The organism is Litoreibacter sp. GN1-5 (assembly GCF_055693805.1).
The window spans coordinates 681,862-703,935 of record NZ_JBVFUP010000001.1 but is presented as its reverse complement, the minus strand read 5'-3'; the positions used below and the strand labels follow the sequence as shown (position 1 = coordinate 703,935).

The 22,074-nt window shown below is 53.6% G+C and carries 26 protein-coding genes and 1 tRNA gene; 10 read left to right on the top strand and 17 right to left on the bottom strand.

From position 1 onward, the window contains the following. Positions 1 to 9: 9 nt before the first annotated feature. The 5 genes from ccmE to speB all read right to left on the bottom strand — a co-directional run bounded on the left by ccmE (position 10) and on the right by speB (position 4,272). The gene (gene ccmE / locus ACZ1HF_RS03575; RefSeq protein WP_472656211.1) at positions 10 to 456 is read right to left on the bottom strand and encodes a cytochrome c maturation protein CcmE; all 447 of its coding nucleotides are present in this window, start codon (positions 454 to 456) and stop codon (positions 10 to 12) included. 10 nt (positions 457 to 466) lie between these two features. Further along, positions 467 to 1,495 (bottom strand): N-acetyl-gamma-glutamyl-phosphate reductase, encoded by a 1,029-nt coding sequence (gene argC, locus ACZ1HF_RS03570; protein WP_472656210.1) that lies wholly within the window; start codon positions 1,493 to 1,495, stop codon positions 467 to 469. A 56-nt stretch (positions 1,496 to 1,551) separates the two neighbouring features. Beyond that, positions 1,552 to 2,364 (bottom strand): glutamate racemase, encoded by an 813-nt coding sequence (locus tag ACZ1HF_RS03565; RefSeq protein WP_472656209.1) that lies wholly within the window; start codon positions 2,362 to 2,364, stop codon positions 1,552 to 1,554. A gap of 2 nt (positions 2,365 to 2,366) precedes the next feature. Continuing rightward, on the bottom strand, positions 2,367 to 3,233 hold the full coding sequence (locus ACZ1HF_RS03560; RefSeq protein WP_472656208.1) for a lysophospholipid acyltransferase family protein: 867 nt from the start codon (positions 3,231 to 3,233) through the stop codon (positions 2,367 to 2,369). A 64-nt stretch (positions 3,234 to 3,297) separates the two neighbouring features. Beyond that, on the bottom strand, positions 3,298 to 4,272 hold the full coding sequence (speB, locus tag ACZ1HF_RS03555; protein ID WP_472656207.1) for an agmatinase: 975 nt from the start codon (positions 4,270 to 4,272) through the stop codon (positions 3,298 to 3,300). Positions 4,273 to 4,407: 135 nt separating this feature from the next. Between speB and ACZ1HF_RS03550 the strand changes: the two genes are divergently transcribed. Next, complete coding sequence (locus ACZ1HF_RS03550) at positions 4,408 to 4,890, top strand: flavin reductase family protein (protein WP_472656206.1); 483 nt, start codon at positions 4,408 to 4,410, stop codon at positions 4,888 to 4,890. Here the strand turns inward: ACZ1HF_RS03550 and ACZ1HF_RS03545 are convergent. The 6 genes from ACZ1HF_RS03545 to purC all read right to left on the bottom strand — a co-directional run bounded on the left by ACZ1HF_RS03545 (position 4,887) and on the right by purC (position 10,889). Further along, entirely contained in the window at positions 4,887 to 6,218 is a 1,332-nt protein-coding gene (locus ACZ1HF_RS03545) for a sigma-54-dependent transcriptional regulator (protein ID WP_472656205.1), read from the bottom strand. The genes ACZ1HF_RS03550 and ACZ1HF_RS03545 overlap by 4 nt on opposite strands. A 37-nt stretch (positions 6,219 to 6,255) precedes the next feature. Next, positions 6,256 to 8,046: a sensor histidine kinase gene (locus tag ACZ1HF_RS03540; protein ID WP_472656204.1), complete on the bottom strand. Its 1,791-nt coding sequence runs from the start codon at positions 8,044 to 8,046 to the stop codon at positions 6,256 to 6,258. 55 nt (positions 8,047 to 8,101) lie between these two features. After that, on the bottom strand, positions 8,102 to 8,770 hold the full coding sequence (gene purQ / locus ACZ1HF_RS03535; RefSeq protein ID WP_472656203.1) for a phosphoribosylformylglycinamidine synthase subunit PurQ: 669 nt from the start codon (positions 8,768 to 8,770) through the stop codon (positions 8,102 to 8,104). Between the two features lie 12 nt (positions 8,771 to 8,782). Next, a complete protein-coding gene (locus ACZ1HF_RS03530; protein WP_472656202.1) occupies positions 8,783 to 9,820 on the bottom strand; it encodes a zinc-dependent alcohol dehydrogenase family protein in 1,038 nt (345 codons plus the stop codon). Next, on the bottom strand, positions 9,820 to 10,059 hold the full coding sequence (gene purS, locus ACZ1HF_RS03525; RefSeq protein ID WP_472658971.1) for a phosphoribosylformylglycinamidine synthase subunit PurS: 240 nt from the start codon (positions 10,057 to 10,059) through the stop codon (positions 9,820 to 9,822). The genes ACZ1HF_RS03530 and purS overlap by 1 nt, the downstream gene beginning before the upstream one ends. A 68-nt stretch (positions 10,060 to 10,127) precedes the next feature. Then, positions 10,128 to 10,889 (bottom strand): phosphoribosylaminoimidazolesuccinocarboxamide synthase, encoded by a 762-nt coding sequence (purC, locus tag ACZ1HF_RS03520; RefSeq protein ID WP_472656201.1) that lies wholly within the window; start codon positions 10,887 to 10,889, stop codon positions 10,128 to 10,130. Positions 10,890 to 11,133: 244 nt separating this feature from the next. On the opposite strand from purC, the gene ACZ1HF_RS03515 reads away from it, so the two are divergent. The 4 genes from ACZ1HF_RS03515 (at position 11,134) to bmt (ending at position 14,520) form a co-directional block, all read left to right on the top strand. Next, the gene (locus ACZ1HF_RS03515; RefSeq protein ID WP_472656200.1) at positions 11,134 to 11,448 is read left to right on the top strand and encodes a DUF1476 domain-containing protein; all 315 of its coding nucleotides are present in this window, start codon (positions 11,134 to 11,136) and stop codon (positions 11,446 to 11,448) included. A gap of 75 nt (positions 11,449 to 11,523) precedes the next feature. Next, positions 11,524 to 12,039 (top strand): hypothetical protein, encoded by a 516-nt coding sequence (locus ACZ1HF_RS03510; protein WP_472656199.1) that lies wholly within the window; start codon positions 11,524 to 11,526, stop codon positions 12,037 to 12,039. Then, positions 11,973 to 13,457 (top strand): phosphatidylglycerol lysyltransferase domain-containing protein, encoded by a 1,485-nt coding sequence (locus ACZ1HF_RS03505; RefSeq protein WP_472656198.1) that lies wholly within the window; start codon positions 11,973 to 11,975, stop codon positions 13,455 to 13,457. Before ACZ1HF_RS03510 ends, ACZ1HF_RS03505 begins: the two co-directional genes overlap by 67 nt. 37 nt (positions 13,458 to 13,494) lie before the next feature. Further along, on the top strand, positions 13,495 to 14,520 hold the full coding sequence (bmt, locus tag ACZ1HF_RS03500) for a betaine--homocysteine S-methyltransferase (RefSeq protein ID WP_472656197.1): 1,026 nt from the start codon (positions 13,495 to 13,497) through the stop codon (positions 14,518 to 14,520). Between the two features lie 26 nt (positions 14,521 to 14,546). Here the strand turns inward: bmt and ACZ1HF_RS03495 are convergent, their stop codons facing one another. Next, entirely contained in the window at positions 14,547 to 15,629 is a 1,083-nt protein-coding gene (locus ACZ1HF_RS03495; RefSeq protein WP_472658970.1) for a PA0069 family radical SAM protein, read from the bottom strand. Between the two features lie 148 nt (positions 15,630 to 15,777). On the opposite strand from ACZ1HF_RS03495, the gene ACZ1HF_RS03490 reads away from it, so the two are divergent. The 3 genes from ACZ1HF_RS03490 to ACZ1HF_RS03480 all read left to right on the top strand — a co-directional run bounded on the left by ACZ1HF_RS03490 (position 15,778) and on the right by ACZ1HF_RS03480 (position 17,460). After that, a complete protein-coding gene (locus tag ACZ1HF_RS03490; RefSeq protein WP_472656196.1) occupies positions 15,778 to 16,482 on the top strand; it encodes a corrinoid protein in 705 nt (234 codons plus the stop codon). 63 nt (positions 16,483 to 16,545) lie between these two features. Next, a complete protein-coding gene (locus ACZ1HF_RS03485; protein WP_472656195.1) occupies positions 16,546 to 16,761 on the top strand; it encodes a hypothetical protein in 216 nt (71 codons plus the stop codon). A 72-nt stretch (positions 16,762 to 16,833) separates the two neighbouring features. Beyond that, positions 16,834 to 17,460, top strand: coding sequence for a DUF1638 domain-containing protein (locus ACZ1HF_RS03480; RefSeq protein WP_472656194.1), 627 nt, complete (start codon positions 16,834 to 16,836; stop codon positions 17,458 to 17,460). Here ACZ1HF_RS03480 and ACZ1HF_RS03475 read toward each other — a convergent pair. Next, on the bottom strand, positions 17,457 to 17,882 hold the full coding sequence (locus ACZ1HF_RS03475; RefSeq protein ID WP_472656193.1) for a SufE family protein: 426 nt from the start codon (positions 17,880 to 17,882) through the stop codon (positions 17,457 to 17,459). The genes ACZ1HF_RS03480 and ACZ1HF_RS03475 overlap by 4 nt on opposite strands. Before the next feature lie 130 nt (positions 17,883 to 18,012). Here ACZ1HF_RS03475 and ACZ1HF_RS03470 point away from each other — a divergent pair, with 130 nt between their 5' ends. Continuing rightward, a complete protein-coding gene (locus ACZ1HF_RS03470; protein ID WP_472656192.1) occupies positions 18,013 to 18,468 on the top strand; it encodes a hypothetical protein in 456 nt (151 codons plus the stop codon). Positions 18,469 to 18,483: 15 nt separating this feature from the next. Here ACZ1HF_RS03470 and rnd read toward each other — a convergent pair whose 3' ends face one another. The 4 genes from rnd to ACZ1HF_RS03450 all read right to left on the bottom strand — a co-directional run bounded on the left by rnd (position 18,484) and on the right by ACZ1HF_RS03450 (position 21,871). Further along, the gene (rnd, locus tag ACZ1HF_RS03465) at positions 18,484 to 19,650 is read right to left on the bottom strand and encodes a ribonuclease D (protein ID WP_472656191.1); all 1,167 of its coding nucleotides are present in this window, start codon (positions 19,648 to 19,650) and stop codon (positions 18,484 to 18,486) included. An 83-nt stretch (positions 19,651 to 19,733) separates the two neighbouring features. Beyond that, entirely contained in the window at positions 19,734 to 20,324 is a 591-nt protein-coding gene (gene purN / locus ACZ1HF_RS03460) for a phosphoribosylglycinamide formyltransferase (protein WP_472656190.1), read from the bottom strand. After that, positions 20,321 to 21,370: a phosphoribosylformylglycinamidine cyclo-ligase gene (gene purM, locus ACZ1HF_RS03455; RefSeq protein ID WP_472656189.1), complete on the bottom strand. Its 1,050-nt coding sequence runs from the start codon at positions 21,368 to 21,370 to the stop codon at positions 20,321 to 20,323. Before purM ends, purN begins: the two co-directional genes overlap by 4 nt. A gap of 57 nt (positions 21,371 to 21,427) precedes the next feature. Continuing rightward, positions 21,428 to 21,871 (bottom strand): ABZJ_00895 family protein, encoded by a 444-nt coding sequence (locus ACZ1HF_RS03450; RefSeq protein ID WP_472656188.1) that lies wholly within the window; start codon positions 21,869 to 21,871, stop codon positions 21,428 to 21,430. A 118-nt stretch (positions 21,872 to 21,989) separates the two neighbouring features. On the opposite strand from ACZ1HF_RS03450, the gene ACZ1HF_RS03445 reads away from it, so the two are divergent. Then, positions 21,990 to 22,066: transfer RNA gene (locus ACZ1HF_RS03445), tRNA-Ile, on the top strand. Positions 22,067 to 22,074: the final 8 nt, after the last annotated feature.

The following is a 22,074-nucleotide window of genomic DNA, read 5'->3' as shown; positions in this document are numbered from 1 at the left end:
ATATCAGCCTTAACTACCGTTCGGTGCCTGATAGACGCCCTGTTCTTTCAAGGCGTCGATGACCTCTACCGGCATATATGTTTCATCATGTTTTGCTAGTATTTCAGTAGCTTGAAAGACACCGTTAATGTATTTTCCAGTCCCAACCATACCTTCACCTTCCTTAAATAGATCAGGCAGAATGCCCGTATAAGCCACCGGCACTGAGGCTCCGCCATCTGTCACAGAAAAGGTGAATTCGTTATTGGAATTTGTCGTTAACGTGCCTTCTTCCACCAGACCACCGATGCGAAATGTCTCGCTCTCGCTGGGGGGCGTTTCAACAACCTGGGTCGGTGAGCGGAAAAAATTTATACCGTCGCGCAAGGCATAGCCAATCAACGCCGTGCTCAGCGTCAGGGCAACGGTAGCCACAGCAATAATCTGGATGCGTCGCTTTTTCTTTAGACCTTTCATATCACGCCTCTTACGGGAAGACCGGGGCCAACATCAGGCCTGCCGTTTCGTCTATACCTAACATCAGATTGGCGTTTTGCAACGCCTGCCCAGATGAGCCTTTCGTAAGGTTATCAAGTGCGACCACTACAATTGCACGTCCGTCGATACGATCAGCACTAACACCTACATGCGCAAAGTTTGACCCCCTGACATGACGGGTCGACGGGGCTTCTCCGAATGGCAGCGTGACAACAAATGGCTCACCTACATAAGCTTTTTCTAAAGCGTTATGAATGGCTTGGGGATCACCTTTTACATATACCGTTGCAACGATCCCCCGATTGGCCGGTAATAGGTGCGGGGTGAACTGCACTTTTACCGGACGGCCTGCAACGCGTGAAAACTCCTGATCAAACTCGGCCAGATGCCGGTGCGTGCCACCGACGGCATAAGGATGCGCCCCTTCCGATAGCTCCGCATGCAGCAGGTTTTCTTTGAGCGACCGCCCTGCCCCGGATACCCCGGTTTTCAGATCAATTATGATATCGTCCAGATCAATCAGCCCCGCTTCAATCAGGGGCCGCAACCCATATTGCCCCGTGGCGGCATTACAGCCCGTGCCCGCCACAAGACGGGCCTGTTTGATGTCATCACGGTAAAATTCCGTCAGACCGTAAACAGCCTCGGCCTGTTGATCCAAAGCACTATGGGGCTTGCCGTACCATTTCTCGTACTCAGCCGGGTCACGCAGTCGGAAATCGGCGCTGAGATCAACGATCTTCAATGTCTCGGGCAACCCCTTGATCACCGCCTGTGACGTCGCATGAGGCAAGGCGCAAAAACACAGATCGATGCCGGTAAAATCAATTTCTTCGATCTTCACCAGCTTGGGTAAATCCAGATGGCGCAGATGCGGGAACACCTGCCCCATAGCCATGCCCGCCTTGCGCTCAGCACTCAGCGCAGCGATCTCAAGATGCGGATGGGTTGCGATCAGGCGGACAAGCTCTGCGCCTGTATAGCCAGATGCGCCTAGGATGGCGATTTTATGGGTCATGAGAGACTCCGATCAAAATTTCAGAAGGTGTTATGACAAACAACGCAGGGCCGCAATCATGCGGCTTGAAAGTTGATCTCTCGTCGCAGGAACTTGACCGCTTTGCTGGACACGTGTTTTGGGTTGCCAGTCGTCAGAAACACCTGATCCTGACCCGCACCAATCATCTTAGGATGACGGTCCAAATAATCAGCCAGACTGTCTGCTACCAGTTCGGCCTGTCCGTAAACTTTTACATCTGGTCCCAAAGCATCCTGAAAGATTGGCTGCATCAAAGGATAATGCGTGCTGCCCAGAACCGCCGCTTGCGGATGAGGCATACGGCGCTTCAGCGCCTCGACATGGGACCGCACCAAGGCTTCGGCCAGAATATCATCGCCGTCTTCGATGGCATCCACAACGCCACCACAAGGCTGTGCCTCGACATCGACGCCAATCGCACGAAAGGCTAATTCACGCTGAAACGCGCGGGACGCCACAGTGGCAGGGGTCGCAAACAGAGCCACGTTCTTAATGGCCACTTCCCGCGGAGGAGAGTTATCCCCCCATTCCCGTTCCGTCATTGCCTCGATCAGCGGGACGAACACGCCCAAAACGCGTTTGTCCCGTGGCACCCAACTTTCCTGCATCCGGCGCAACGCCACGGCAGAGGCTGTGTTGCAGGCCAGAATGACCAAATCACATCCGGCATCCCACAGACGTTCCACCGCTCTGCAGGTCAGATCGTAAATATCATCAGCATCACGCACACCATAAGGCGCATGGGCGTTATCGCCAAAATAACAAAGCGGCACGTCCGGCAAACGCTCTGCCACTTTGCTATAGACGGTCAAACCGCCCAGCCCGCTGTCAAAAATGCCAACTGCCATGGTTAACGATGCTTTTCCTCGAACTCATACCCATAGGCCAGGGTCCGCCCGGGCCTTGGGGAAAGCTCATACGTTGCCACGCGCAGAAAATCCATCATTGCTTTGGGATCACCGGCGAATTTTTTCAGGTGGTCCCGTGGGATTGGCTTACCAATCACAACCCGCACGGGATCATCGACCTTTCGTTTAAACTCATTGATCAATAGCCCCATGCGCAACGTCGTATGGGCATGGCTGGCCAATTGGAATAACCGAGAGTTCGCGCCGTCAAAGAAGATCGGCACAACGCAAGCATTGGATTTGGAGACAAGCTTTGCCGTGAATGTGCGCCAGGTTGGGTCCATCGCTGCGCCAAAGGGATGTGACGCAGTCGAAACCGTGCCACCGGGAAAAATGCCGATTGCGCCGCCTTCGGACATATAGCGCAAAGCCTCTTTACGCGTAGCAAGGTTTTGCGCCATAGCGTCCTTCGTTTCATCAAAACTTATCGGCAGGATGACCTTGTTGATATCTTCTGCCTTGCGAAACACCTTATGAGCCAAAATGCGGAAATCCGCACGGGTCCGGCTAAGAATATGGCCCAGCATCAACCCGTCAAGAATACCATATGGATGGTTCGAGATGGTTAGAAGCGGGCCTGATTCAGGAATATTATTCAGCGATCCACCGACGACATCCAGGCTAAGCCCATACCGGTTAGCCATCACATCCCAGAAATTGCCTCCGGCTGCGACCTCATGTTCATAGCCTTTGGCACGCCTGATCAATTGAATGCGGCCCGTGGCATTTTCCAGAACGCGGATCATCGCGCGACCACCTTTGGACTTGGCGGAATGGGCATAACTGATCTCTTGGGTGGTGTGCTTCATCGGCGTATCTTATGATAAAAACGAGTTTAAAATATCGGATATATATGACCGAACTGTGACGGGCTCAGCCTTTGGATTTTTGCCTTTTATTCCAGCAATAGAGACACATAATTTCGGTCGCTACATGGGCCCCGGCCACCGCTGTTGTACCGGTTGTGTCATAAGGAGGCGAGACTTCGACGACATCACCACCAACCAGATCGATCCCGACCAGATCACGCAGAATATGTGCTGCCTGTGCGCTGCTAAGCCCACCCCAAACAGGCGTACCAGTGCCGGGGGCAAAAGCCGGATCAAGGCAGTCAATATCAAAACTCAGGTAGGTTTTATTGTCGCCGAGGATAGCTTTGATCTTTGCAACGGTTTTTGCGGGCCCGATCTCATGCACCTCGCGCGCGTCAATGATGTTTACGCCCATCGTGTCCGCGTTCGTCGTTCTGATCCCAACCTGAACCGAGCGTTCCGGGACAATCAATCCCTCTTTCACAGCTTTATAAAACATGGTGCCATGATCAATCCGTGTCATATCATCATCGGCCCATGTGTCGGAATGTGCATCGAATTGCAACAAACTGAGCGGGCCGAATTTTGCAGCATAAGCGCGCAGGATCGGGAACGAGATATAATGGTCCCCACCCAGAACCAGTGCTCCGGCGCCCATATCCAGTATGCCTGCGATATGATCCGTCACAGCCTGTGGAAAGCTTGATGTATTCGCGTAATCAAACGCAAGATCGCCGTAATCGCAGATATTGAATTCCGTCAACGGATCGATGTCCCACCCATATGGTGGATCGCAAGGTTGCAACGTGCTGGCCTCCCGGATCGCGCGCGGACCAAGCCTTGTGCCGGGACGGTTTGTGACGGCCTGATCAAACGGAATGCCTGTAACAGCCAAATCAACATCCGTAAGATCCTTGCTATAGGTTCGACGCAGAAAAGACAGTGCCCCGGAAAAGGCATTCTCAAAGGAATGCCCGCGATACCCGTCGCGGGTCAGTGCATTATCTACATCGTTCTTTGCGTCACTCAGGGCCATGGCTGTGCTCTTTTGCTATTTGATGTAAAGCATATAACCAGTTTTGCCTCCGTCTATTCGAAATCTGAGCCTATGACGCTTGCGTAGCAGCACGGCAACGGGCAGGAAGGGCAAAACTGAGGATGTATCAAGGTCATGACCCTGCGTGCCGAGTTTCTAAATGCGATGAGCAGCCTAGTCTCATCGGTCAATATTGTCACCACGGATGGCACCGCCGGCCGGGCTGGTGCGACCGTGTCCGCGATGACATCCGTGTCCGCAGATGGCGACGCACCGACGATGCTGGTATGTCTGCATCATGAAACCTCAGCCGCCCCGGCCATTTTGCAAAATGGCTGTTTTTGTATCAACCTGCTGGGCGATGATCAGGCCGAGATTGCAAATGTCTTCGCTGGCAGAACGCAATGCGCCGACAAGTTCTTGGTTGCCGATTTTGCAACCCTGAAAACCGGTGCACCGGCTTTGACCACTGCGCTTGCATCTTTCGATTGCAGCCTGCAATCGGACGAACGCATCGGCACCCACCATGTCATGATAGGTGCCGTTCGTCAGATCAAACAGGCCGAGGGACAGCCACTGCTATACGGTGCGCGGAAATATCTGAAGGTCAGCCCTTAAAGATAATCCGACCGCTGCAAGCCATATTTGGCCATCTTCTCGTTCAACGTCCGGCGTGGCAGGCAAAGCTCATCCATCACGCTGGCGATCGAGCCCTTGTGACGGCGCATGGTGTTATCAATCAACATCCGCTCGAACGCTTCCACGTATTCTTTCAGCGGTTTGCCTTCTGTCGTGATAACCGGCCCCATTTCAGCGTTATCAGCCATCAACAACGACGCAATAGAGCCTGAACCACGCCGGTTCTGCAACACGGCCCGTTCCGCAACATTGATAAGCTGCCGTACATTGCCCGGCCACGGGGCCTGCAAAAGTTGTGCAGCCTCTTGTGCCGAAACCTCTGGTGCATTTGATCCGTATTCTTCGCCAAATTGCTCACCAAAACGATTGAACAGGGTGAGGATATCCTCGCCTCGCTGGCGCAATGGTGGGATTGTGATTTTCATAGCCGCCAGACGGTAATACAGGTCCGAACGCAGCAAATCTTCGCAGGTTTTGTCCTGTTCCTGATTATTGCAGATAGCGATGATCCGGGTTTCTGCTGGCGTGCCCTGGTCGTTGATGAATTGTAGCAAACGGGCCTGCAAGGTGCCCGGCAGCGCCTCTACATCTTCCAGAACCAACGTACCGCTCCGCGCCTCTTCCACCAAGGGCAGCACATCGCCTTCTTCGATGGGATCAAACAGTTTGGCCGCCAATGAAGGCTCATCAAAGGCCGCACAGCTGAGCGTGACAAACTTCTTACCTGCCCGCGGCCCGACCGCATGCAAGGCATGGGCGGTCAGGGTCTTGCCAGTGCCGGTTTCACCGTCAATCAGGACGTGACCATCGGCTTGGCCCAGATCAAGAATATCCTCGCGCAAACGTTCCATAACAGGGCTTGACCCGATGAGCTTTTTCATCAGTGCCGCGCCATCTGACAATTCTTTGCGCAGCGCACGGTTATCAAGGGTCAGTCGCCTGTTTTGCGTTGCACGCTTGGCAAGCTCGGTCATACGGTCCGGATTGAACGGTTTTTCAAGGAAGTCAAACGCACCGACACGCATGGCTTCCACGGCCATTGGAACATCACCGTGACCCGTGATCATGATCACGGGAAGCGCGCTGTCCACGCTCATCAGTCGTTTGAGAAACTGCATACCGTCCATACCGGGCATCTTGATATCGCTGACGACAATGCCTGGGTAATCGTTACCAATGCCTTTTAGCGCATCCTCTGCGCTGGCGAAGGTTTCCGTATCATATCCGGACAAAGCCAGCCATTGACTGATTGACTGGCGCATGTCCTGCTCATCATCAACGATTGCGATTTTCAATGCGGTGGCCATATTTTTGGTCCTTCCACTGTTATGTTTTGATTTGCTGCTACTCAGCAGCTTCGACTTGTGGTTCCTGATCTGGTAAGCGCGGCAGCTGTACTTCAAATACTGCGCCCCCATCCGGTGCGTTACGCGCGGTCAGCCGACCGCCCAGATCGGCGACGATTCCTGAACTGATGGCAAGCCCCAGCCCCACACCTTCACCGGGTTGTTTGGTTGTATAAAACGGCTCAAACAGCTCTTCGAGATTGTTGATCCCCTCACCGTTGTCACGCATGGTCAAGGTTGCCGTTTCACCCGAGCTCAGCAGCAACTCAACCTGCGGTTGTTTTGCAGCCTTGGTCGCATCCAAAGCATTACGGAACAGATTAATGATCACTTGCTCTAGTCGGACACGATCCGCCAGCACCATAACTGGTTCTTTCGGCAGGCTGGTGATCACCTGCACATGACCATCTTTCAGTTGCGGCTCCATCATTGACAAGGCGCCTGAAACCGCGTCACGCAAATCGATTGGCTCAAAAGCGTCGCCGCCTTTGCGGGCATAGGATTTAAGCTGTTTGGTGATTGCACCCATCCGTTCGATCAGATCGTCAATACGCTGGAAAGAAGATTGCGCTTCCTCAGGACGCTTGCGTTGCATCAACAATTTCGCCCCTGCCAAATAGGTTTTCATGGCAGCCAAAGGCTGGTTCAATTCATGGCTCACGGCAGCAGACATTTCCCCCAAAGCGGCAAGCTTTTGTGATTGAGCAAGGCTCTGTTCTGCCACCTCAAGGTTTTTCTGCATTTTCTTACGTTCAGAAATCTCGCGGCTCAGGCGAGCGTTGAGGTCGCGCAGTTGCTCGGATTCGCGCCGGAAGAAACCCGCCTGCATCTGCGCGCGCCGTGACAGAACATAGAAAGCCAGCGCCAACAAAATTGCGAACGCCATAATTTCAATCGCAAGCACACCGTTGACCCGTTCGCGCACCGATGCATAGGTCGAGAACGACGTCAGCCGCCACCCGCGGAATGGAATTTTGCCATCCAGACGCATCATCGCCTCGCCGCCAAGATAGGCGTCAGGCAGTGTATTGCGTTGGAAGTAATCGCCTGTCACTTCCAATGCCTTGGCAATGGCCGAAGGGGATGAATGGCGTGTCAACGCGTCCGCAACAGTACGGCCACGCCAACGTGGATCGGTGGAAATAATGATTTCCCCCTCACTGTCTGCCACCAGCACCGCCTCTGACGCCCCGCGCCAACGTGCCTCGAACTGGCGCAGGTCAACCTCGACCACGATCACACCGATGCCTTGCTTTTCTGACTCGATCCGGCGTGAATAGGTGAAAAGATACGCCCCCGTCTCAAGCGGAGTCGTATGGAATACGGTGCCATTTGCCCGCAGAGAGTCGACAAAATACCGCTGTGTCCGGTGAGATGTTCCCAGTTTTGACCGATCTGACGCGGCCACAGCACGACCGTCTTCGTCCAGCAACATAAGAGAGGCCGCACCGATTTCCTCGGTGAATGAAATCAGGCGTTGTGACGTGGCTGTATAATCATTTGAGTTTAGCGCGGAAATCATCACCGGGTCGCGCGACAACAAAAGCGGTACGACCTGATTGCGTTGCAGCTCACTGCTGATTGCGCTGGAGTATAATGCAATGCGCAATTGCGCCCGGTTCCGGGTGGACTCAGTAAAGCGTTCCGTCAAAAACAGGTTCGTGACCCAGATGATGCCCACTGCCAGCGCAACAAGGCTCAGCACAATAGCCCGAACCACCCAAGTTGACTTGGGGTCTTTGCGCTGAGACTCTTGAAGAGCATCAGAAGTATCTGGTTTCAACACCATGCTGAAAATAGTACGCCGGAAGACTTGTCAGGCTCAAGCGCCGCTGTCGGCGGAATCACGCCATTGCCAGAACCCCGGACAGAGACTTGAACAAAATCGTGCCATCAGTGCCCCCCTGAGACGCATCAACCGCTCGCTCCGGATGGGGCATCATCCCTAAAATCCGACGGTTTTCCGATAAAATTCCGGCGATATTCCCTGCAGAGCCATTGGGGTTGTCTGTGTAGGTAAAAGCGATGCGATCACTGTCGCGCAATCGTGCAAGCAAATCTGCATCAGCGGAATAATTCCCATCGTGATGTGCTATCGGAACTGTGATTTCCGCCCCAAGCGAATAGCCTTGCGTAAAGGCGCTGTCCGTGGTGGCGATTTTCAACTTTTGCTGGCGGCAGACGAATTTCAGTCCGGCATTTCGCATCAACACGCCCGGCAGCAAACCGGTTTCACACAGGACCTGAAACCCGTTGCATATACCAATCACATACCCACCCTTTTGGGAGAATTCGACCACGGCGCGCGAAATAGGCGACTGCGCAGCAATGGCCCCGCATCGCAGGTAATCGCCGAAGGAAAAGCCGCCGGGGATGCCGATCACATCCATACCATCTGGCAGGTTTGTGTCTTTGTGCCACACCATCTTTACATCGGCCCCGGCTTTGCGAAAACCCTCGGCCAAATCACGGTCGCAGTTGGAGCCGGGGAAGACAATGACAGCAGCTTTCATAATGACGGTTCCTTAGGTCAGAAAATCGGTGATGACAGCCACACCCGGCGGGGTGGGTCCGTTAAAGGCCGCCAGTTCGCGGCTTGTCTCGCTTAATGCTATTTCGCGCGCAATAAGCGGGGACATATCAATGCGCCCCTGCTCGATCAGGGCCAGCAGGCTGGGGTATTTCCAAGGGGGCATGCCACGGGTACCATAGAGCGCGAGATTGCCCAGGTAGACGGCGGACATATTAATCTCCATGCGGGCCGTATGGCCAACCGGCATACCAACCTGCACGTGGCGCCCCAAGGGCCGCAAGCATTCTATGGAGCCATTGGTGGTCTCGGCAATGCCAAGTGCTTCTACCGAAACATGCGCGCCGCCACCCGTGATCTCTTTGATCCATTGTGCCGTTTCACCCTCGCGGGCATTTATCGCAACTTCCGCACCCAAAGCTTTGGCGTGGCTAAGTTTTTCTTCAACCACATCCACCACGACAACCCGTGCGCCCATGGCACGCCCTAACAGAAGCGCTGACAAGCCGATGCCACCTGTGCCATGAACAGCAAGCCATTCCCCCGGTTGCAATGCAGCACGACCCGTTAGCGCATGCCACGCCGTTGTCACCCGACACCCCAACCCCGCAGCCACAGTAGGCGACAGGCTTTCGGGCAGGTATGCAAGGTTATGATCAAAAGGCACCGCCACATATTCAGCAAACGCGCCAGGCTCAATAAAGCCCGGCAAACGCTGGTTCGGGCAGGTATTCTGATCGCCAGCCTGACACGAGGGACAGTTGCCGCACGCCAGAATGAACGGCGCAATCAGCCTATCGCCCAGCTTATGTGTCGCACGCGGTCCAGCTTCGACCACCTCGCCGCAATATTCATGACCACCGATCTGGCCGGGCTTTACCCTCGGATGCTCACCCGTCCAGCCGTGCCAATCCGAACGGCAAACCCCGCATGCCAGCACTTTCAGAACAACGCCATCATCGGGGCAATCGGGATGCGGGACATCTTCGATCGACAGGTCCTTGTTGTAGTCACGCAGGACCGCGGCACGCATCAGGCGATCTCGACCTGATAGCTTTCGATCACCGTATTGGCGAGCAGCTTTTCGCACATATCCTTCACCAGGATCTCGGCTTTTGCCTTATCCGTCTCTGTCAAATCAAGTTCAATCACCTTGCCTTGCCGGACGCCTTCAACACCATCAAATCCAAGCGTGCCAAGTGCATGGCGCACAGCTTCGCCCTGCGGATCAAGCACCCCGTTTTTCAGCATCACATGCACTCGTGCTTTCATCATGTGCTCTCCCCTACTCATCTTCCAAAAACACCCAAAGCTTGGCCCCACCGGTCAGATCAAAAGTTTTAGTTTATCAATGTCGGTTTAACCATCTGGGTGGCATTCTGCGGCATAACCCCAAGCCTGCGTGCGACCTCAGTATAGGCATCCGTCAAATTACCCAGATCCCGGCGGAACACATCCTTGTCCAGTTTCTCGCCCGTTTCCATATCCCATAGACGGCAGCTATCCGGGCTAATTTCATCTGCGATAACCAAGCGTTGGAAATCACCCTCATAAAGCCTGCCTATCTCAATCTTGAAATCGATAAGCTTTATTCCGACGCCATACATTACGCCTGACATAAAGTCGTTCACCCGAAGTGCTAGGGCAATCATATCATCTAGATCCTGCTGAGACGCCCACCCAAACGCTATGATATATTCTTCCGGCACCAGCGGATCGCCCAAAGCATCGTCCTTGTAGGAAAACTCCACAATTGGGCGGGGCAATTCCAGGCCCTCATCCAGCCCAAGCCGTTTGGCCATGGACCCGGCTGCATAGTTGCGCACAATGACTTCCAGCGGGATAATCTCGACGGCCCGGATCAACTGCTCACGCATATTCAGACGTTTGATAAAATGAGTCGGCACGCCGATCCCAGAAAGGCCAGTCATGAAAAACTCACTCAACCGGTTGTTCAGCACGCCCTTACCTTCGATCACGTCGCGCTTTTCTGCGTTGAAGGCCGTTGCGTCGTCCTTGAAATATTGCACCAAAGTTCCCGGTTCCGGGCCTTCATACAAAACTTTCGCTTTGCCTTCGTAAATCTTTTTGCGGCGTGCCATTCATGTCCCCTAGACTGGCTGCCCCGGACAGCCCCATGTGATGATTGGCGTATAGGCCAATGCTCTCAGTGCCGCAAGAAGACCATGCGTGAATGGCAAAAGATCAGTTAACTGAAACCAGCACAATTTACGCTTGCACCTGGAAAACAATGCGACCATCTGCCCGAAACGCATACCCGAACCCTTGCAACGCGGTATTTGCGAGGGCATATCAATTCCAAACAACCTATTTGAGGAATAATCTATGTCCACCTTTGATGATCGTGAGCACGCGTTTGAATCCAAATTCGCCCATGACGCCGAGATGCAATTCAAGGCCGAAGCGCGCCGCAACAAGCTGCTGGGCCTCTGGGCAGCAGACTTGATGGGCAAAACCGGCGATGACGCGCAAGCTTATGCGAAAGAGGTTATAAAAGCCGATTTCGAAGAGGCCGGTGATGAAGACGTCTACCGTAAGGTCGCGGGTGATCTGGATGACAAAGCTGATGAGGCCACGATCCGCGCCAAAATGAAAGAGCTTATGGCAGAAGCTAAAACACAACTTATGACAGAACTTTAAGTAGGTTGCATTTTATCTGTTAAGGGCCTGACAACCCTCAAGCTTTAAGCCTCCTCCTATATTCCGAGGGGGCTTATGCATATAAAACGTTCAGATTTTCCAGACAAGCCCGGCAGGCTTCGATCAGGTATCCCGATTGTCATATCCTTACTGGCCTTGTGGATGCTCCGCGACAGGATTGTTCAGGTAGAGCTTGGGAATGTCTGGTTGCTTGCCCGCGAAATCGCGGCCTGGCAATGGGGTATCGCTGGGGTATTGAGTGCAATCAGCCTATCAGCGGTTGCCAGATATGATCGTCTTGTCGCCCAATACATGGGCTTGAAATTGCCAGATCATGCATGCAGTGCTGCCGGCTGGCGGGCGACTGCATTGGCGCAAACCTTGGGGTTTGGGCTTATCTCAGGCGCATTGGTGCGCTGGCGCATCTTGGGCGAACCAGGCGGCATCACGCTATGGCAAGCGACCCGAATGACGTTTCTGGTCACAGCAACTTTTTTGCGGGGTGGGCCGTTCTGGCAAGTCTGGTGTCCCTTGCAAACCCAATGTTGCCAGATGCTTTGCGTCTTTTGGCAGCCTGCGGCGTTGGCCTAAGCCTCATCTTGATTGGGGCGTCGATATACCCGCCGAAGCTGTTGGCGGGGTATGTGCCAAACCTTACATATTTAGCGCGCACGATTGTGCTTAATCTTCTGGACACCATCGCGGCGGCAGCGATAATTTATATATTTTTACCAGATGGATACACAGCGTTCTTTATTTTATATGCCGCGTTCCTTATAGCTCTTGCTGTTGGGATGGTTTCGGGCTTGCCCGGCGGTGTTGGCCCATTTGAGCTGTGTATGCTGACACTTGTGCCCCATGAAAATGCAACGCCCTTATTGGCCGCCTTGTTGGCATTTCGGGTGATCTACTACATGGTGCCAGCGCTTCTGGCTGGCATGTCGCTGATCCGACCACCGAAGCTGCCTTTAAGGCAGACAACATCGTTGCTACAGGAAACACTACAACCGCCTGCCGCGCTTGCAGGCCACATCCCGGCTGAGGCGGCCCTGACATGTCAGGGCAATCTGACGATACAAGCGAATGCAGCACAAAACAATGCAGTCTTGCTTCACCACGCACAAAACACTGATGTCGTTCTGGGCAATAGTTTTGGAGCCGCGAAACTGGCTGCGCCCTTCTTGCGCGCGCTTGTTCAACAATCACGGAACGCCGGTCGATCGCTTTGTTTTTACAAATGCAGCCCGCAAACGGCCTCTTTCGTTGAAAAACATGGATTCTTTACTGCAAAGATCGGACAAGAAGCGGTTTTGGACCCGCAAAGCTTTTCCTGTGATACGCCCGCCCGGCGCCAATTACGTCGCAAACTTCGCAAGGCTGAGAAGGCAGGTGTGACTGTGTTGCAAGGGGCTGCACCTCTATCCGATATGGCGAGACTGGATCAGGATTGGCAGCGCCGCAATGGCCCTGCGCGCGGATTTTCCATGGGGCGCTATTGCCCTCGACTGATCCAAGGTCAGAGGGTTTTCGTCGCCTGGCTGGACAATACACCCGTAGCTTTTATCAGTTTTAATGAAGGTGCTGGATCATGGTCCCTTGACCTGATCCGCAGCGCAGATAATTGCCCGGACGGTACAATTCATACCCTTATGGTCGCCGCCTTAAAAGCTGCGTCTGAAGCGGGTATTGCGCGACTTTCCCTTGCCGCAGCCCCTTTTTCCGGGCTGTCATCTGCCAACAGCCGGGTTGAGACGCTTTGCAACTGGCATTACGAAAAATCACCTCAGCTACAAGGGCTTTTCCAATTCAAACAAAGTTTTGCCCCCATGTGGGAGCCATATTTCATCGCTGCACAAAACCCAATTTCGCTTGGTTTGGCAGTGGTTGATATCTGGCGAGCCGTTCATACCGGCAATAGACCGCATAAAAAAGATGAGCGGATTGCTCATGAAGATTATGCCTTTTATGAAATTGCCTCACATAAGAAATTATGTCATGCGCGAGCGTGAAATACTCCGCGTCTCAAATCACGAAAGCAGCTAAATCATGACATCATCCGTTCAAGGCAATGCTTTTAGTCGCCTTCTTGCGCAGCGCGAATGGCTTTTGGCTGACGGGGCAACGGGAACGACTTTGTTCAACATGGGGTTAAGCTCGGGTGATGCGCCGGAATTGTGGAATGAAGATCATCCGGACCGTATCCGGACCCTTTATCAAGGCGCAGTAGATGCTGGCAGCGATCTGTTTTTAACGAACTCCTTTGGGTCCAACGCGTCACGGTTGAAACTGCATAACGCCGAAGACCGGGCTTTTGATTTGTCCCGCATGGCCGCCGAAATCGGTCGGGAGGTCGCGGACGCCGCCGGACACACCGTAATTGTCGCAGGATCAATGGGCCCCACAGGCGACATTATGGAACCTATTGGCACACTGAGCCACGCCATGGCCGTTGAGATGTTTCATGAACAGGCAGAGGGTCTGAAAGCCGGGGGTGCGGATGTTTTGTGGGTCGAAACAATATCAGCCCCTGAAGAGCTGAAAGCTGCGGCCGAAGGGACCAAGCTTGCCGGGATGCCCTGGTGCGGCACGATGAGTTTCGATACCGCCGGGCGCACCATGATGGGCCTGACAGCACCCGCGCTGACCGCCTTGGTAGAACGCCTGCCCCATAGCCCCATTGCCTATGGGGCCAATTGCGGTGTTGGGGCGTCTGATCTTCTGCGCACAGTGCTTGGCTTTGGGGACAGCCCTCGCCCTATCATTGCCAAAGGCAATGCAGGTATTCCAAAATATCACGATGGGCATATCCACTATGACGGCACACCAGAACTGATGGCGGAGTACGCCTGCCTTGCACGGGATTCCGGCGCGCGGATCATAGGCGGGTGTTGCGGGACTACACCTGACCACTTGCGCGCCATGCGTGCGGCTTTGGAAACACATCCGAAAGGCGCAAGACCCGAGCTGTACACAATTGCTGCAGCCCTTGGTGGCTTTTCCTCGGATCAGGACGGAACTGATAGTACCGCAGTCACGGCCCCAAGACGCAATCGCCGCCGGGCAAGGGCCTGAACGACAAGACGCGCATAATGCAAGGACTAAAACAGGCTCAACTGTCCCCCAACTTTCGGCGGCATAAGGAACAAATCCAACCGCAATGGCGGCAATTCTTTCGCAAACCCCAAAGCGCGCGCTGCCCGATCCATGCGCTGCCGTATAAGCTTTGCAAAAATACCCGTGCCGGTCATACGTCGCCCCCAGGCCGGATCATAATCCTTGCCACCATGCATATCTCGCACCCGGGCCATGACCCGCGCAGCTCGGTTTGGATAATGCTCCACCAGCCAATCCTGAAACAAGGACGACACTTCGCGCGGCAAACGCAAAGGTATCGCACTGGCCGCAACTGCCCCGGCATCACGGGCAGCGCGCAAGATTGCCTCGATCTCGTGGTCCGTCAAACCCGGCACAATTGGCGAAACCATCACCCGCACTGGACAGCCCGCAGCCGACAATCGTTCGATCATGCGCAGACGCCGCGCGGGCGGGGGTACACGCGGTTCCATCCGGCGGGACAGGTCTGCATTCAGCGTTGTCACCGAAATACCAACACGGGTCAGCCCCGCCTGCCCCATTGGTCCCAGAATATCCAAATCACGCTCAATCAAAGTCCCTTTGGTCACAATTCCGACCGGGTGCCGGAACTGATCAAGCACCTCAAGAATACCACGCATGACGCGTCGCTCTTTTTCTATAGGCTGATAAGCATCGGTGTTCGTACCAATAGCAATCACCTTTGGCACATAGCGCTTATGACTCAACTCGCGTCGCAGCAGCCTTGGCGCGTCGGGGCGCGCGATCAGCTGTGTCTCAAAATCCAAGCCAGGCGACAGGCCCAGATAGGCATGGCTAGGACGTGCAAAACAATAAATGCAACCATGTTCACACCCGCGGTAAGGATTAATCGATTGGTCAAATCGTATATCGGGCGAACTGTTTCGCGTGATGATCCGACGCGGCTGTTCATCCTGCACATGGGTGCGCAAAACAGGCAGATCATCTTCCCGACCCCACCCATCATCGAAAGGCGTTTTTTCATATCTTTCAAAACGGTTGGTCCGGTTGCTGGCTGCCCCCCGCCCCTTTCGTCGATCCGGACTAATATGATCCTCAGACTCCATCACGTCGAGATAGAACAAAAAGAGAACGCATGCAAGGCCAAGTCGGTTGCGCACTGCGCTGTGTCGCAATTCGTCGCGCCGATTTCTCAACCTTTGATCAAAGGTTTCATAAGAACACCGCGCAACCGCGCTTCAGGAGATCGCCCCCATGTCAGATGAAGAAGAAGACATCATCCTGTCAGAACTGAACGATGAAGAGCTTGTCCAACAGATGTTTGATGATCTGTATGATGGCCTGAAGGAAGAGATCGAGGAAGCCGTAAATATTCTGTTGGACCGCGGCTGGCCCCCTTACCGTATTCTGACCGAAGCGCTGGTGGGTGGCATGACTATCGTTGGTCATGACTTCCGCGACGGTATCCTGTTTGTCCCCGAGGTGCTGCTGGCCGCTCAGGCGATGAAAGGCGGCATGGCGATCCTGAAACCGCTTCTGGCAGAGACAGGTGCTCCGCGTGTGGGCAAAATGGTGATCGGAACTGTTAAAGGCGACATTCACGATATTGGCAAAAACCTTGTCTCCATGATGATGGAAGGTGCAGGTTTCGAAGTTGTGGATCTGGGGATTAACAATGCGGTCGAGGCTTATCTGGACGCGCTAGAGGCCGAACAGCCGGATATTCTGGGCATGTCCGCCTTACTGACCACGACCATGCCTTATATGAAAGTTGTGATTGATACGATGGTCGAAAAAGGCATTCGGGAAGATTACACAGTGCTGGTCGGCGGCGCGCCTTTGAATGAAGAATTTGGCAAAGCGATCGGGGCCGATGCCTATTGCCGGGATGCGGCTGTTGCCGTGGAAACCGCCAAAGACTTTATGGCGCGCAAACATAATCAGCTGTCGGCAGGGTAATCGGCAACCGTTACACTTTTAATTTGCGCAGGCCTGCCCCACATATGATGCCGGAGGGCTGTTATGCCGGTAAAAAAAATCGTCCTGATGCTTGGCTTTGTGATTATCGCCGCGGGGATCACAGTCTGGGTGGCAACGGTCATTGCGCCATCGTTGCAGGCGTCAATAAGTTGGATGACGGTTATTCCCATAGCCCTTGTGGCCTATATGGTGTGGCGCGTGATCGCTGGTCGGATAAGTAATAAAGGGGATGCGCGTTATGATAACGCCAAGAAGTAACCTCCCGCTTGCAAAAATGGGTTACGTGCCAGTAGTAAGGCCAGTGCAAATCAGCACTGCTAAACATCTGAAATGATTGCTGACGATGTTCTGACCCAAGACGGGATAGAGGCTTCTGGCAAAGGCCGCATCCTTTTGATCGCCTGTGGTGCGCTTGCACGGGAAATTCTGGATCTGAGGGCAAGCAACCGTTGGAATCATATGGACCTGACCTGCCTGCCCGCGATCCTACATAACTATCCCGAAAGGATTACGACAGCTGTTGAGGCTGCAGTGGCCAAGTACCGCAGCGCATATCAAACGATCTTTGTGGTCTATGCCGATTGCGGGACGGGCGGGTTGCTGAAGGCTGCGTGTGACAGAATGGGTGTGGAAATGGTGGCGGGCCCGCATTGCTACAGCTTCTTCGAAGGCAATGAAGCATTCTCCAAACGTGACGAGATGACCGCGTTTTATTTAACGGATTTTCTGGTCCGACAGTTCGATGCGTTCGTGACCCGGCCACTTGGCCTCGACCGTCACCCACAGTTACGAGATATGTATTTTGCCAATTACACAAAACTTGTGTATCAGGCGCAAACAGATGATCCGGCACTGGATGCCAAGGCCAAAACCCATGCAGATTTTCTAGGGCTTGCATATGAGCGGCGATTTACCGGCTATGGCGATTTAAAGCATGCTTTGGAACGCGTGAGCTAACCGGCTTCGCGTGCCGCAATGGTTCTGATCCGCTCGACCATGGCACGTAATCCGTTGGAGCGTTGAGCTGAAAGATGGTCGTTCAAGCCCAATCTCGCAAGTTCATAGCCAGCATCGACTTTTACCACTTCACCCACAGACAACCCGGAATAAAGCGCGCGCAGAACAGCGATCAGCCCACGCACGATCATCGCGTCACTTTCACCGTCAAACCGAAAAATGGCCGCCGCCCCCTGCCCTTCAATCTGCGGGTGCAGCCAAACCTGCGAGGCGCAACCATCAACCTTGGTTGCAGGCACTTTCAACGCATCGTCCAACGGATCCATCGCTTTGCCCATGTCAATCACATGACGATAGCGATCTTCCCAATCCTCCAGGAATTCGAAAGTCTCAACAATGTCTTCAAAGACCTCTTGCGCCACGGTAAAATCTCCTGAAACGGTATGTCTTGCATCTATATCCCTCGCGGCACCGCGTCCAGCGCAGCTCGCACTTTTCAATGGCGGTTCAATGGAGTAATCGAGTGTCAGAGATGACGCAGGGAATGATGTAATGAGAAGATCGCTTCTGGCCGGTTTGGTTCTAACAATGACCTTAAGCGCCTGCGCCAGCATTCGTGATAGCCGTATCAACCCGTTCAACTGGTTTGGCCGAGACCGATCCGAAACTATTGAGGTTGCCGAGACCCGGAAGATTGTCGATGGGCGTCCCTTGGTGGCTCAGGTTGTCTCGCTCAACGTCGATCCGTATCCAGGTGGCGCGATTATTCGCGCTGTAGGCTTGCCACCAACCCAAGGTTACTGGGAGGCCGACCTGGTTGAGATACCAACCGCTGACGGCTCTCTGGCCTATGAATTCCGGATCATTCCGCCACTTGCTACGGCACCTCAAGGCACGCAACGCTCCCGCGAGGTGATTGTCGCAACATCTGTGTCAGACAGCAAACTGGCAAATGTGCGCGGCATTACAGTTATAGGCCAGCGCAACCGCCGTAGCGTTGGGCGTTAAGCGGTAAGAATATCTTTAAGTCAGATCGATAATTTTGACGCTGGTCCCGTCTGCGGACAGGGCGACTTCGCCGCGGCATAGACGCAACGCGTCACGCCCAAATACCTCTGAGCGCCAGCCTTTCATGGCCAACCCGTCAAAATCGCCCATTGCAATGTCGTCCAGGTCTGACGCCGTAGCGATCAGTTTCTGGGCCACCCCGACCTCTTCTGCCTTGGTTTTCAGAAGAACACGCAGCAAGTCTGCCAAAGCCGCATTGATCTGGCTTTTGTCACGCGCTGTCTTGGCAACGGGCATCTTATCAGGTGGACAGGCAAGGCCTGTTTTGACAGCCTCAATGATCCCGTTTGCGATATCACCTTTACGCGCCTCCCGTAAGAGAAGGCGGGACTTGCCCAGATCAGAAATCGTCTGAGGCTTAGTAGACGCCAATTCCAGCAAGGCATCGTCCTTGTACACCCGCGTGCGCGGGACGTTACGATCCTGTGCATAGATTTCACGGAATTTGGCCAATTCACGCACAAGGCTCAGAAACTTCGGGGCGACAGTGCGAACTTTGACCCGTTTCCAGGCATCTTCGGGCGACACCACATATGTCTCGGGCGCGCGCAAGATCGCCATTTCTTCTTCAACCCAAGGGGTGCGTTTTGTCCGCTCAAGACGTTTTGCAAGATATTCATAGATGTCACGTAGATGAGTAACATCCGCCAAAGCATAATTCTTCTGCGCATCGCTTAATGGGCGACGCGACCAATCCGTAAAACGTGATGTCTTATCGATTGAAGCTTTGGCAATCTTGCGCGCCAAAGTTTCATATCCCACCTGTTCGCCAAAGTCGCACACCATTGCAGCGACCTGCGTGTCAAACAAAGGCGCGGGAATAACACCGCCTTCAATATAAAAAATTTCAAGATCCTGCCGCGCTGCGTGGAAAACCTTTATAATTTTTTCATCCCGGAACAGATCATAAAGCGGATCAAGAGACATATCCTCGCCCGCAATCGGATCGACCAGAACGGCATCATCGTCAGATGATGTTCCGAGCACTGCCAACTGTATCAGGCACAGTTTGGCATAATACGTCCGTTCACGGAGGAATTCAGTATCGACTGTGACATAAGGGAAGCTACGGGCGTGATCACAATATGCGATGAGTTCTTGAGTGGTGGTGATAGTTTTCATGTGCGTCCGGTTCTTTTTGATCTTATTAGGCCGCCCCCAGGCCACAATCTTACGCCGTTGCAAATGAAAAGAAAAGCCTGCCGCTAGGGCAGGTAGACAGGTTGCGTTTCATTTTGTGCAAATTTTTTTAAGACCTTCGGATATAATTGATGCTCCATTCGCAACACCTTGGCAGCCAAACTATCGACTGTTTCGTTTTCGACGATTGGCACTTTTGCCTGCCCTAATATAGGCCCATCATCTAGAACCGGTGTCACAAGATGCACGGTGCATCCGGCCTCTGAGTCTTCAGAAGCCAAAGCACGGGCATGGGTATTGAGCCCTTTATATTTTGGCAGAAGCGAGGGGTGGATATTCAAGATCCGGCCATTGAACTGCGCAACGAACTCGGCGGATAAAATGCGCATGAACCCTGCCAGACAGATGATATCAGGCTGTGCTGCCTGCAACGGCTTGATCAGCTCAGCTTCAAATGCAGCCCGGTCCTTGCCAAAAGGGCGGTGATCCACGACGGCAACCTGCACTCCATGCTGCTGTGCTTTGATCAACCCGCCCGCTTTCGGATTATTAGACAGGACCAGCACAGGTCGCGCAGAATGGTCTCCTGTCATGCTTTCCACAAGGCGCAGCATATTCGATCCGCCACCTGAAATCAGAATGGCGACGCGTTTCACAACAGTTTGCCGGTGTAATGAATGCCCGGTGTCTCGGTCACGGCTCCGATCCGGAAAACCGTTTCACCTTCATCCTGCAATACAGAGCTTATCGCTTCGGCCTGATGCGGATCAACGACAAGAACCATTCCAATCCCTGCATTGAATGTCTTAAGCATCTCGGCTTCTGCTATCCCTGCCGTTTCGGACAGCCAGCGAAAAACACCCGGAAGCTCCCACGTGCCAAGATCTATCTCGGCGCCCAGATTGTCCGGTAGCACCCGCGGCAGGTTCTCGGTCAGACCACCACCAGTAATATGGGCTAAGGCATGAACGCCCCCTGCCCGCATCGCATTCAGCGCTGGTTTTACGTAAAGCCGGGTCGGCGTCAAAAGCGCAGCCCCCAAAGGTATATCAGCAAATGGCGCAGTATCGTCCCAGTCATGGCTTGAGACTTCAACCACCTTACGAACCAGCGAATAGCCGTTGGAATGCACCCCGTCTGATGCCAACCCCAGCAGAACATCACCAGAGCCAACGCCTTGCGGTAAGAACGCGCCTCTGTTCATCGCACCGACAGCGAAGCCCGCAAGATCGAAATCATCGCCATGATACATGCCCGGCATCTCGGCGGTTTCGCCCCCGATCAAGGCGCAGCCTGACTGCGTGCAGCCTTCCGCAATCCCTTCGATAATTGTCGTCGCAGCCTCCAGCTCCAACTTGCCTGTCGCAAAATAATCAAGGAAAAACAAGGGCTCTGCACCCTGACAGACCAGATCATTGACGCACATCGCCACAAGATCGATCCCGATTGTATCGTATCGTCCGGTATCAATTGCAATCCGCAGCTTGGTGCCGACACCATCGGTCGCAGCGACCAGAACCGGATCATCATACCCGGCGGCTTTGAGATCAAACAATGCGCCAAACCCGCCAAGCCCAGACATAACCCCTAATCGCGCGGTACGTTGTGAAGCCGGTTTGATTCGGTCAATCAGCGTGTTGCCCGCATCAATATCCACGCCTGCATCCGCATAGGTCAGGCCATTCTTTTTCGCATCGCTCATCGCCAAGCCCCGTTGGTCTTGTTTCAGCGTTCGAGTATCAAGCGCACAATCCGGAGTCTATGCCTGCTTTTCAAGACGCTTGAATTCTGCCTTGGCCCCCGACCCGATGCATAAACGCGTTACAAGAAAGCTAAATGCGGCAACAACAATCAGAATGACGCCAAAGGCCATTACATTGATGCCGTCCAGAAGATATGTCAGTTCCTGCAATCCGCCAAATACTGCTAAGATGATGCCCATCAATGTTGATCCGACCATAATATTCAAAGCCGTAAAAATCGCTGACAGTCGCCATGCTTCACCGTTCAAAGGCCGACGGTTCATCTTGCGAACAAAAGCGGCGCCTGCATCAAACGCAGGTGCAATGGTTGCTACGACATTGGCCCCGGATGGCAATCCGCGCCCCATTAAATAGACAGAGATCATGTCCAAAACGATCAAAACTGCTATGACCAGAAAAAATACGATCAAAAACCGCATAGTTAAGTATTTTAAAGGCATGTGGGGCATCTCCGACACTGTGTTTAAATGAGTTGTCTAAATCAGGTAAGTCTGAGAGGCTATATTTATCTTCCACTCTTGACGCGGACTGTATGTCTGGTAGCCACAGAGTTTAGGCGGGCCTGTAGCTCAATTGGTTAGAGCAGAGCGCTCATAACGCTTTGGTTGGGGGTTCGAGTCCCTCCGGGCCTACCATTTTCAAA

What these genes read in the sequence shown, in the direction of transcription:
- purQ (WP_472656203.1), bottom strand. Translation starts at nt 8,770, where the DNA reads ATGAAAGCTGCTGTCATTGTCTTCCCCGGCTCCAACTGCGACCGTGAT.
- argC (WP_472656210.1), bottom strand. Translation starts at nt 1,495, where the DNA reads ATGACCCATAAAATCGCCATCCTAGGCGCATCTGGCTATACAGGCGCA.
- ACZ1HF_RS03560 (WP_472656208.1), bottom strand. Translation starts at nt 3,233, where the DNA reads ATGAAGCACACCACCCAAGAGATCAGTTATGCCCATTCCGCCAAGTCC.
- ACZ1HF_RS03510 (WP_472656199.1), top strand. Translation starts at nt 11,524, where the DNA reads ATGCATATAAAACGTTCAGATTTTCCAGACAAGCCCGGCAGGCTTCGA.
- ACZ1HF_RS03495 (WP_472658970.1), bottom strand. Translation starts at nt 15,629, where the DNA reads ATGGAGTCTGAGGATCATATTAGTCCGGATCGACGAAAGGGGCGGGGG.
- ACZ1HF_RS03485 (WP_472656195.1), top strand. Translation starts at nt 16,546, where the DNA reads ATGCCGGTAAAAAAAATCGTCCTGATGCTTGGCTTTGTGATTATCGCC.
- ACZ1HF_RS03490 (WP_472656196.1), top strand. Translation starts at nt 15,778, where the DNA reads ATGTCAGATGAAGAAGAAGACATCATCCTGTCAGAACTGAACGATGAA.
- ACZ1HF_RS03480 (WP_472656194.1), top strand. Translation starts at nt 16,834, where the DNA reads ATGATTGCTGACGATGTTCTGACCCAAGACGGGATAGAGGCTTCTGGC.
- ACZ1HF_RS03515 (WP_472656200.1), top strand. Translation starts at nt 11,134, where the DNA reads ATGTCCACCTTTGATGATCGTGAGCACGCGTTTGAATCCAAATTCGCC.
- ACZ1HF_RS03530 (WP_472656202.1), bottom strand. Translation starts at nt 9,820, where the DNA reads ATGCGTGCCGCGGTCCTGCGTGACTACAACAAGGACCTGTCGATCGAA.
- rnd (WP_472656191.1), bottom strand. Translation starts at nt 19,650, where the DNA reads ATGAAAACTATCACCACCACTCAAGAACTCATCGCATATTGTGATCAC.
- purC (WP_472656201.1), bottom strand. Translation starts at nt 10,889, where the DNA reads ATGGCACGCCGCAAAAAGATTTACGAAGGCAAAGCGAAAGTTTTGTAT.
- ccmE (WP_472656211.1), bottom strand. Translation starts at nt 456, where the DNA reads ATGAAAGGTCTAAAGAAAAAGCGACGCATCCAGATTATTGCTGTGGCT.
- purM (WP_472656189.1), bottom strand. Translation starts at nt 21,370, where the DNA reads ATGAGCGATGCGAAAAAGAATGGCCTGACCTATGCGGATGCAGGCGTG.
- speB (WP_472656207.1), bottom strand. Translation starts at nt 4,272, where the DNA reads ATGGCCCTGAGTGACGCAAAGAACGATGTAGATAATGCACTGACCCGC.
- ACZ1HF_RS03550 (WP_472656206.1), top strand. Translation starts at nt 4,408, where the DNA reads ATGACCCTGCGTGCCGAGTTTCTAAATGCGATGAGCAGCCTAGTCTCA.
- purS (WP_472658971.1), bottom strand. Translation starts at nt 10,059, where the DNA reads ATGAAAGCACGAGTGCATGTGATGCTGAAAAACGGGGTGCTTGATCCG.
- ACZ1HF_RS03450 (WP_472656188.1), bottom strand. Translation starts at nt 21,871, where the DNA reads ATGCCTTTAAAATACTTAACTATGCGGTTTTTGATCGTATTTTTTCTG.
- ACZ1HF_RS03470 (WP_472656192.1), top strand. Translation starts at nt 18,013, where the DNA reads ATGAGAAGATCGCTTCTGGCCGGTTTGGTTCTAACAATGACCTTAAGC.
- ACZ1HF_RS03565 (WP_472656209.1), bottom strand. Translation starts at nt 2,364, where the DNA reads ATGGCAGTTGGCATTTTTGACAGCGGGCTGGGCGGTTTGACCGTCTAT.
- ACZ1HF_RS03540 (WP_472656204.1), bottom strand. Translation starts at nt 8,046, where the DNA reads ATGGTGTTGAAACCAGATACTTCTGATGCTCTTCAAGAGTCTCAGCGC.
- bmt (WP_472656197.1), top strand. Translation starts at nt 13,495, where the DNA reads ATGACATCATCCGTTCAAGGCAATGCTTTTAGTCGCCTTCTTGCGCAG.
- ACZ1HF_RS03545 (WP_472656205.1), bottom strand. Translation starts at nt 6,218, where the DNA reads ATGGCCACCGCATTGAAAATCGCAATCGTTGATGATGAGCAGGACATG.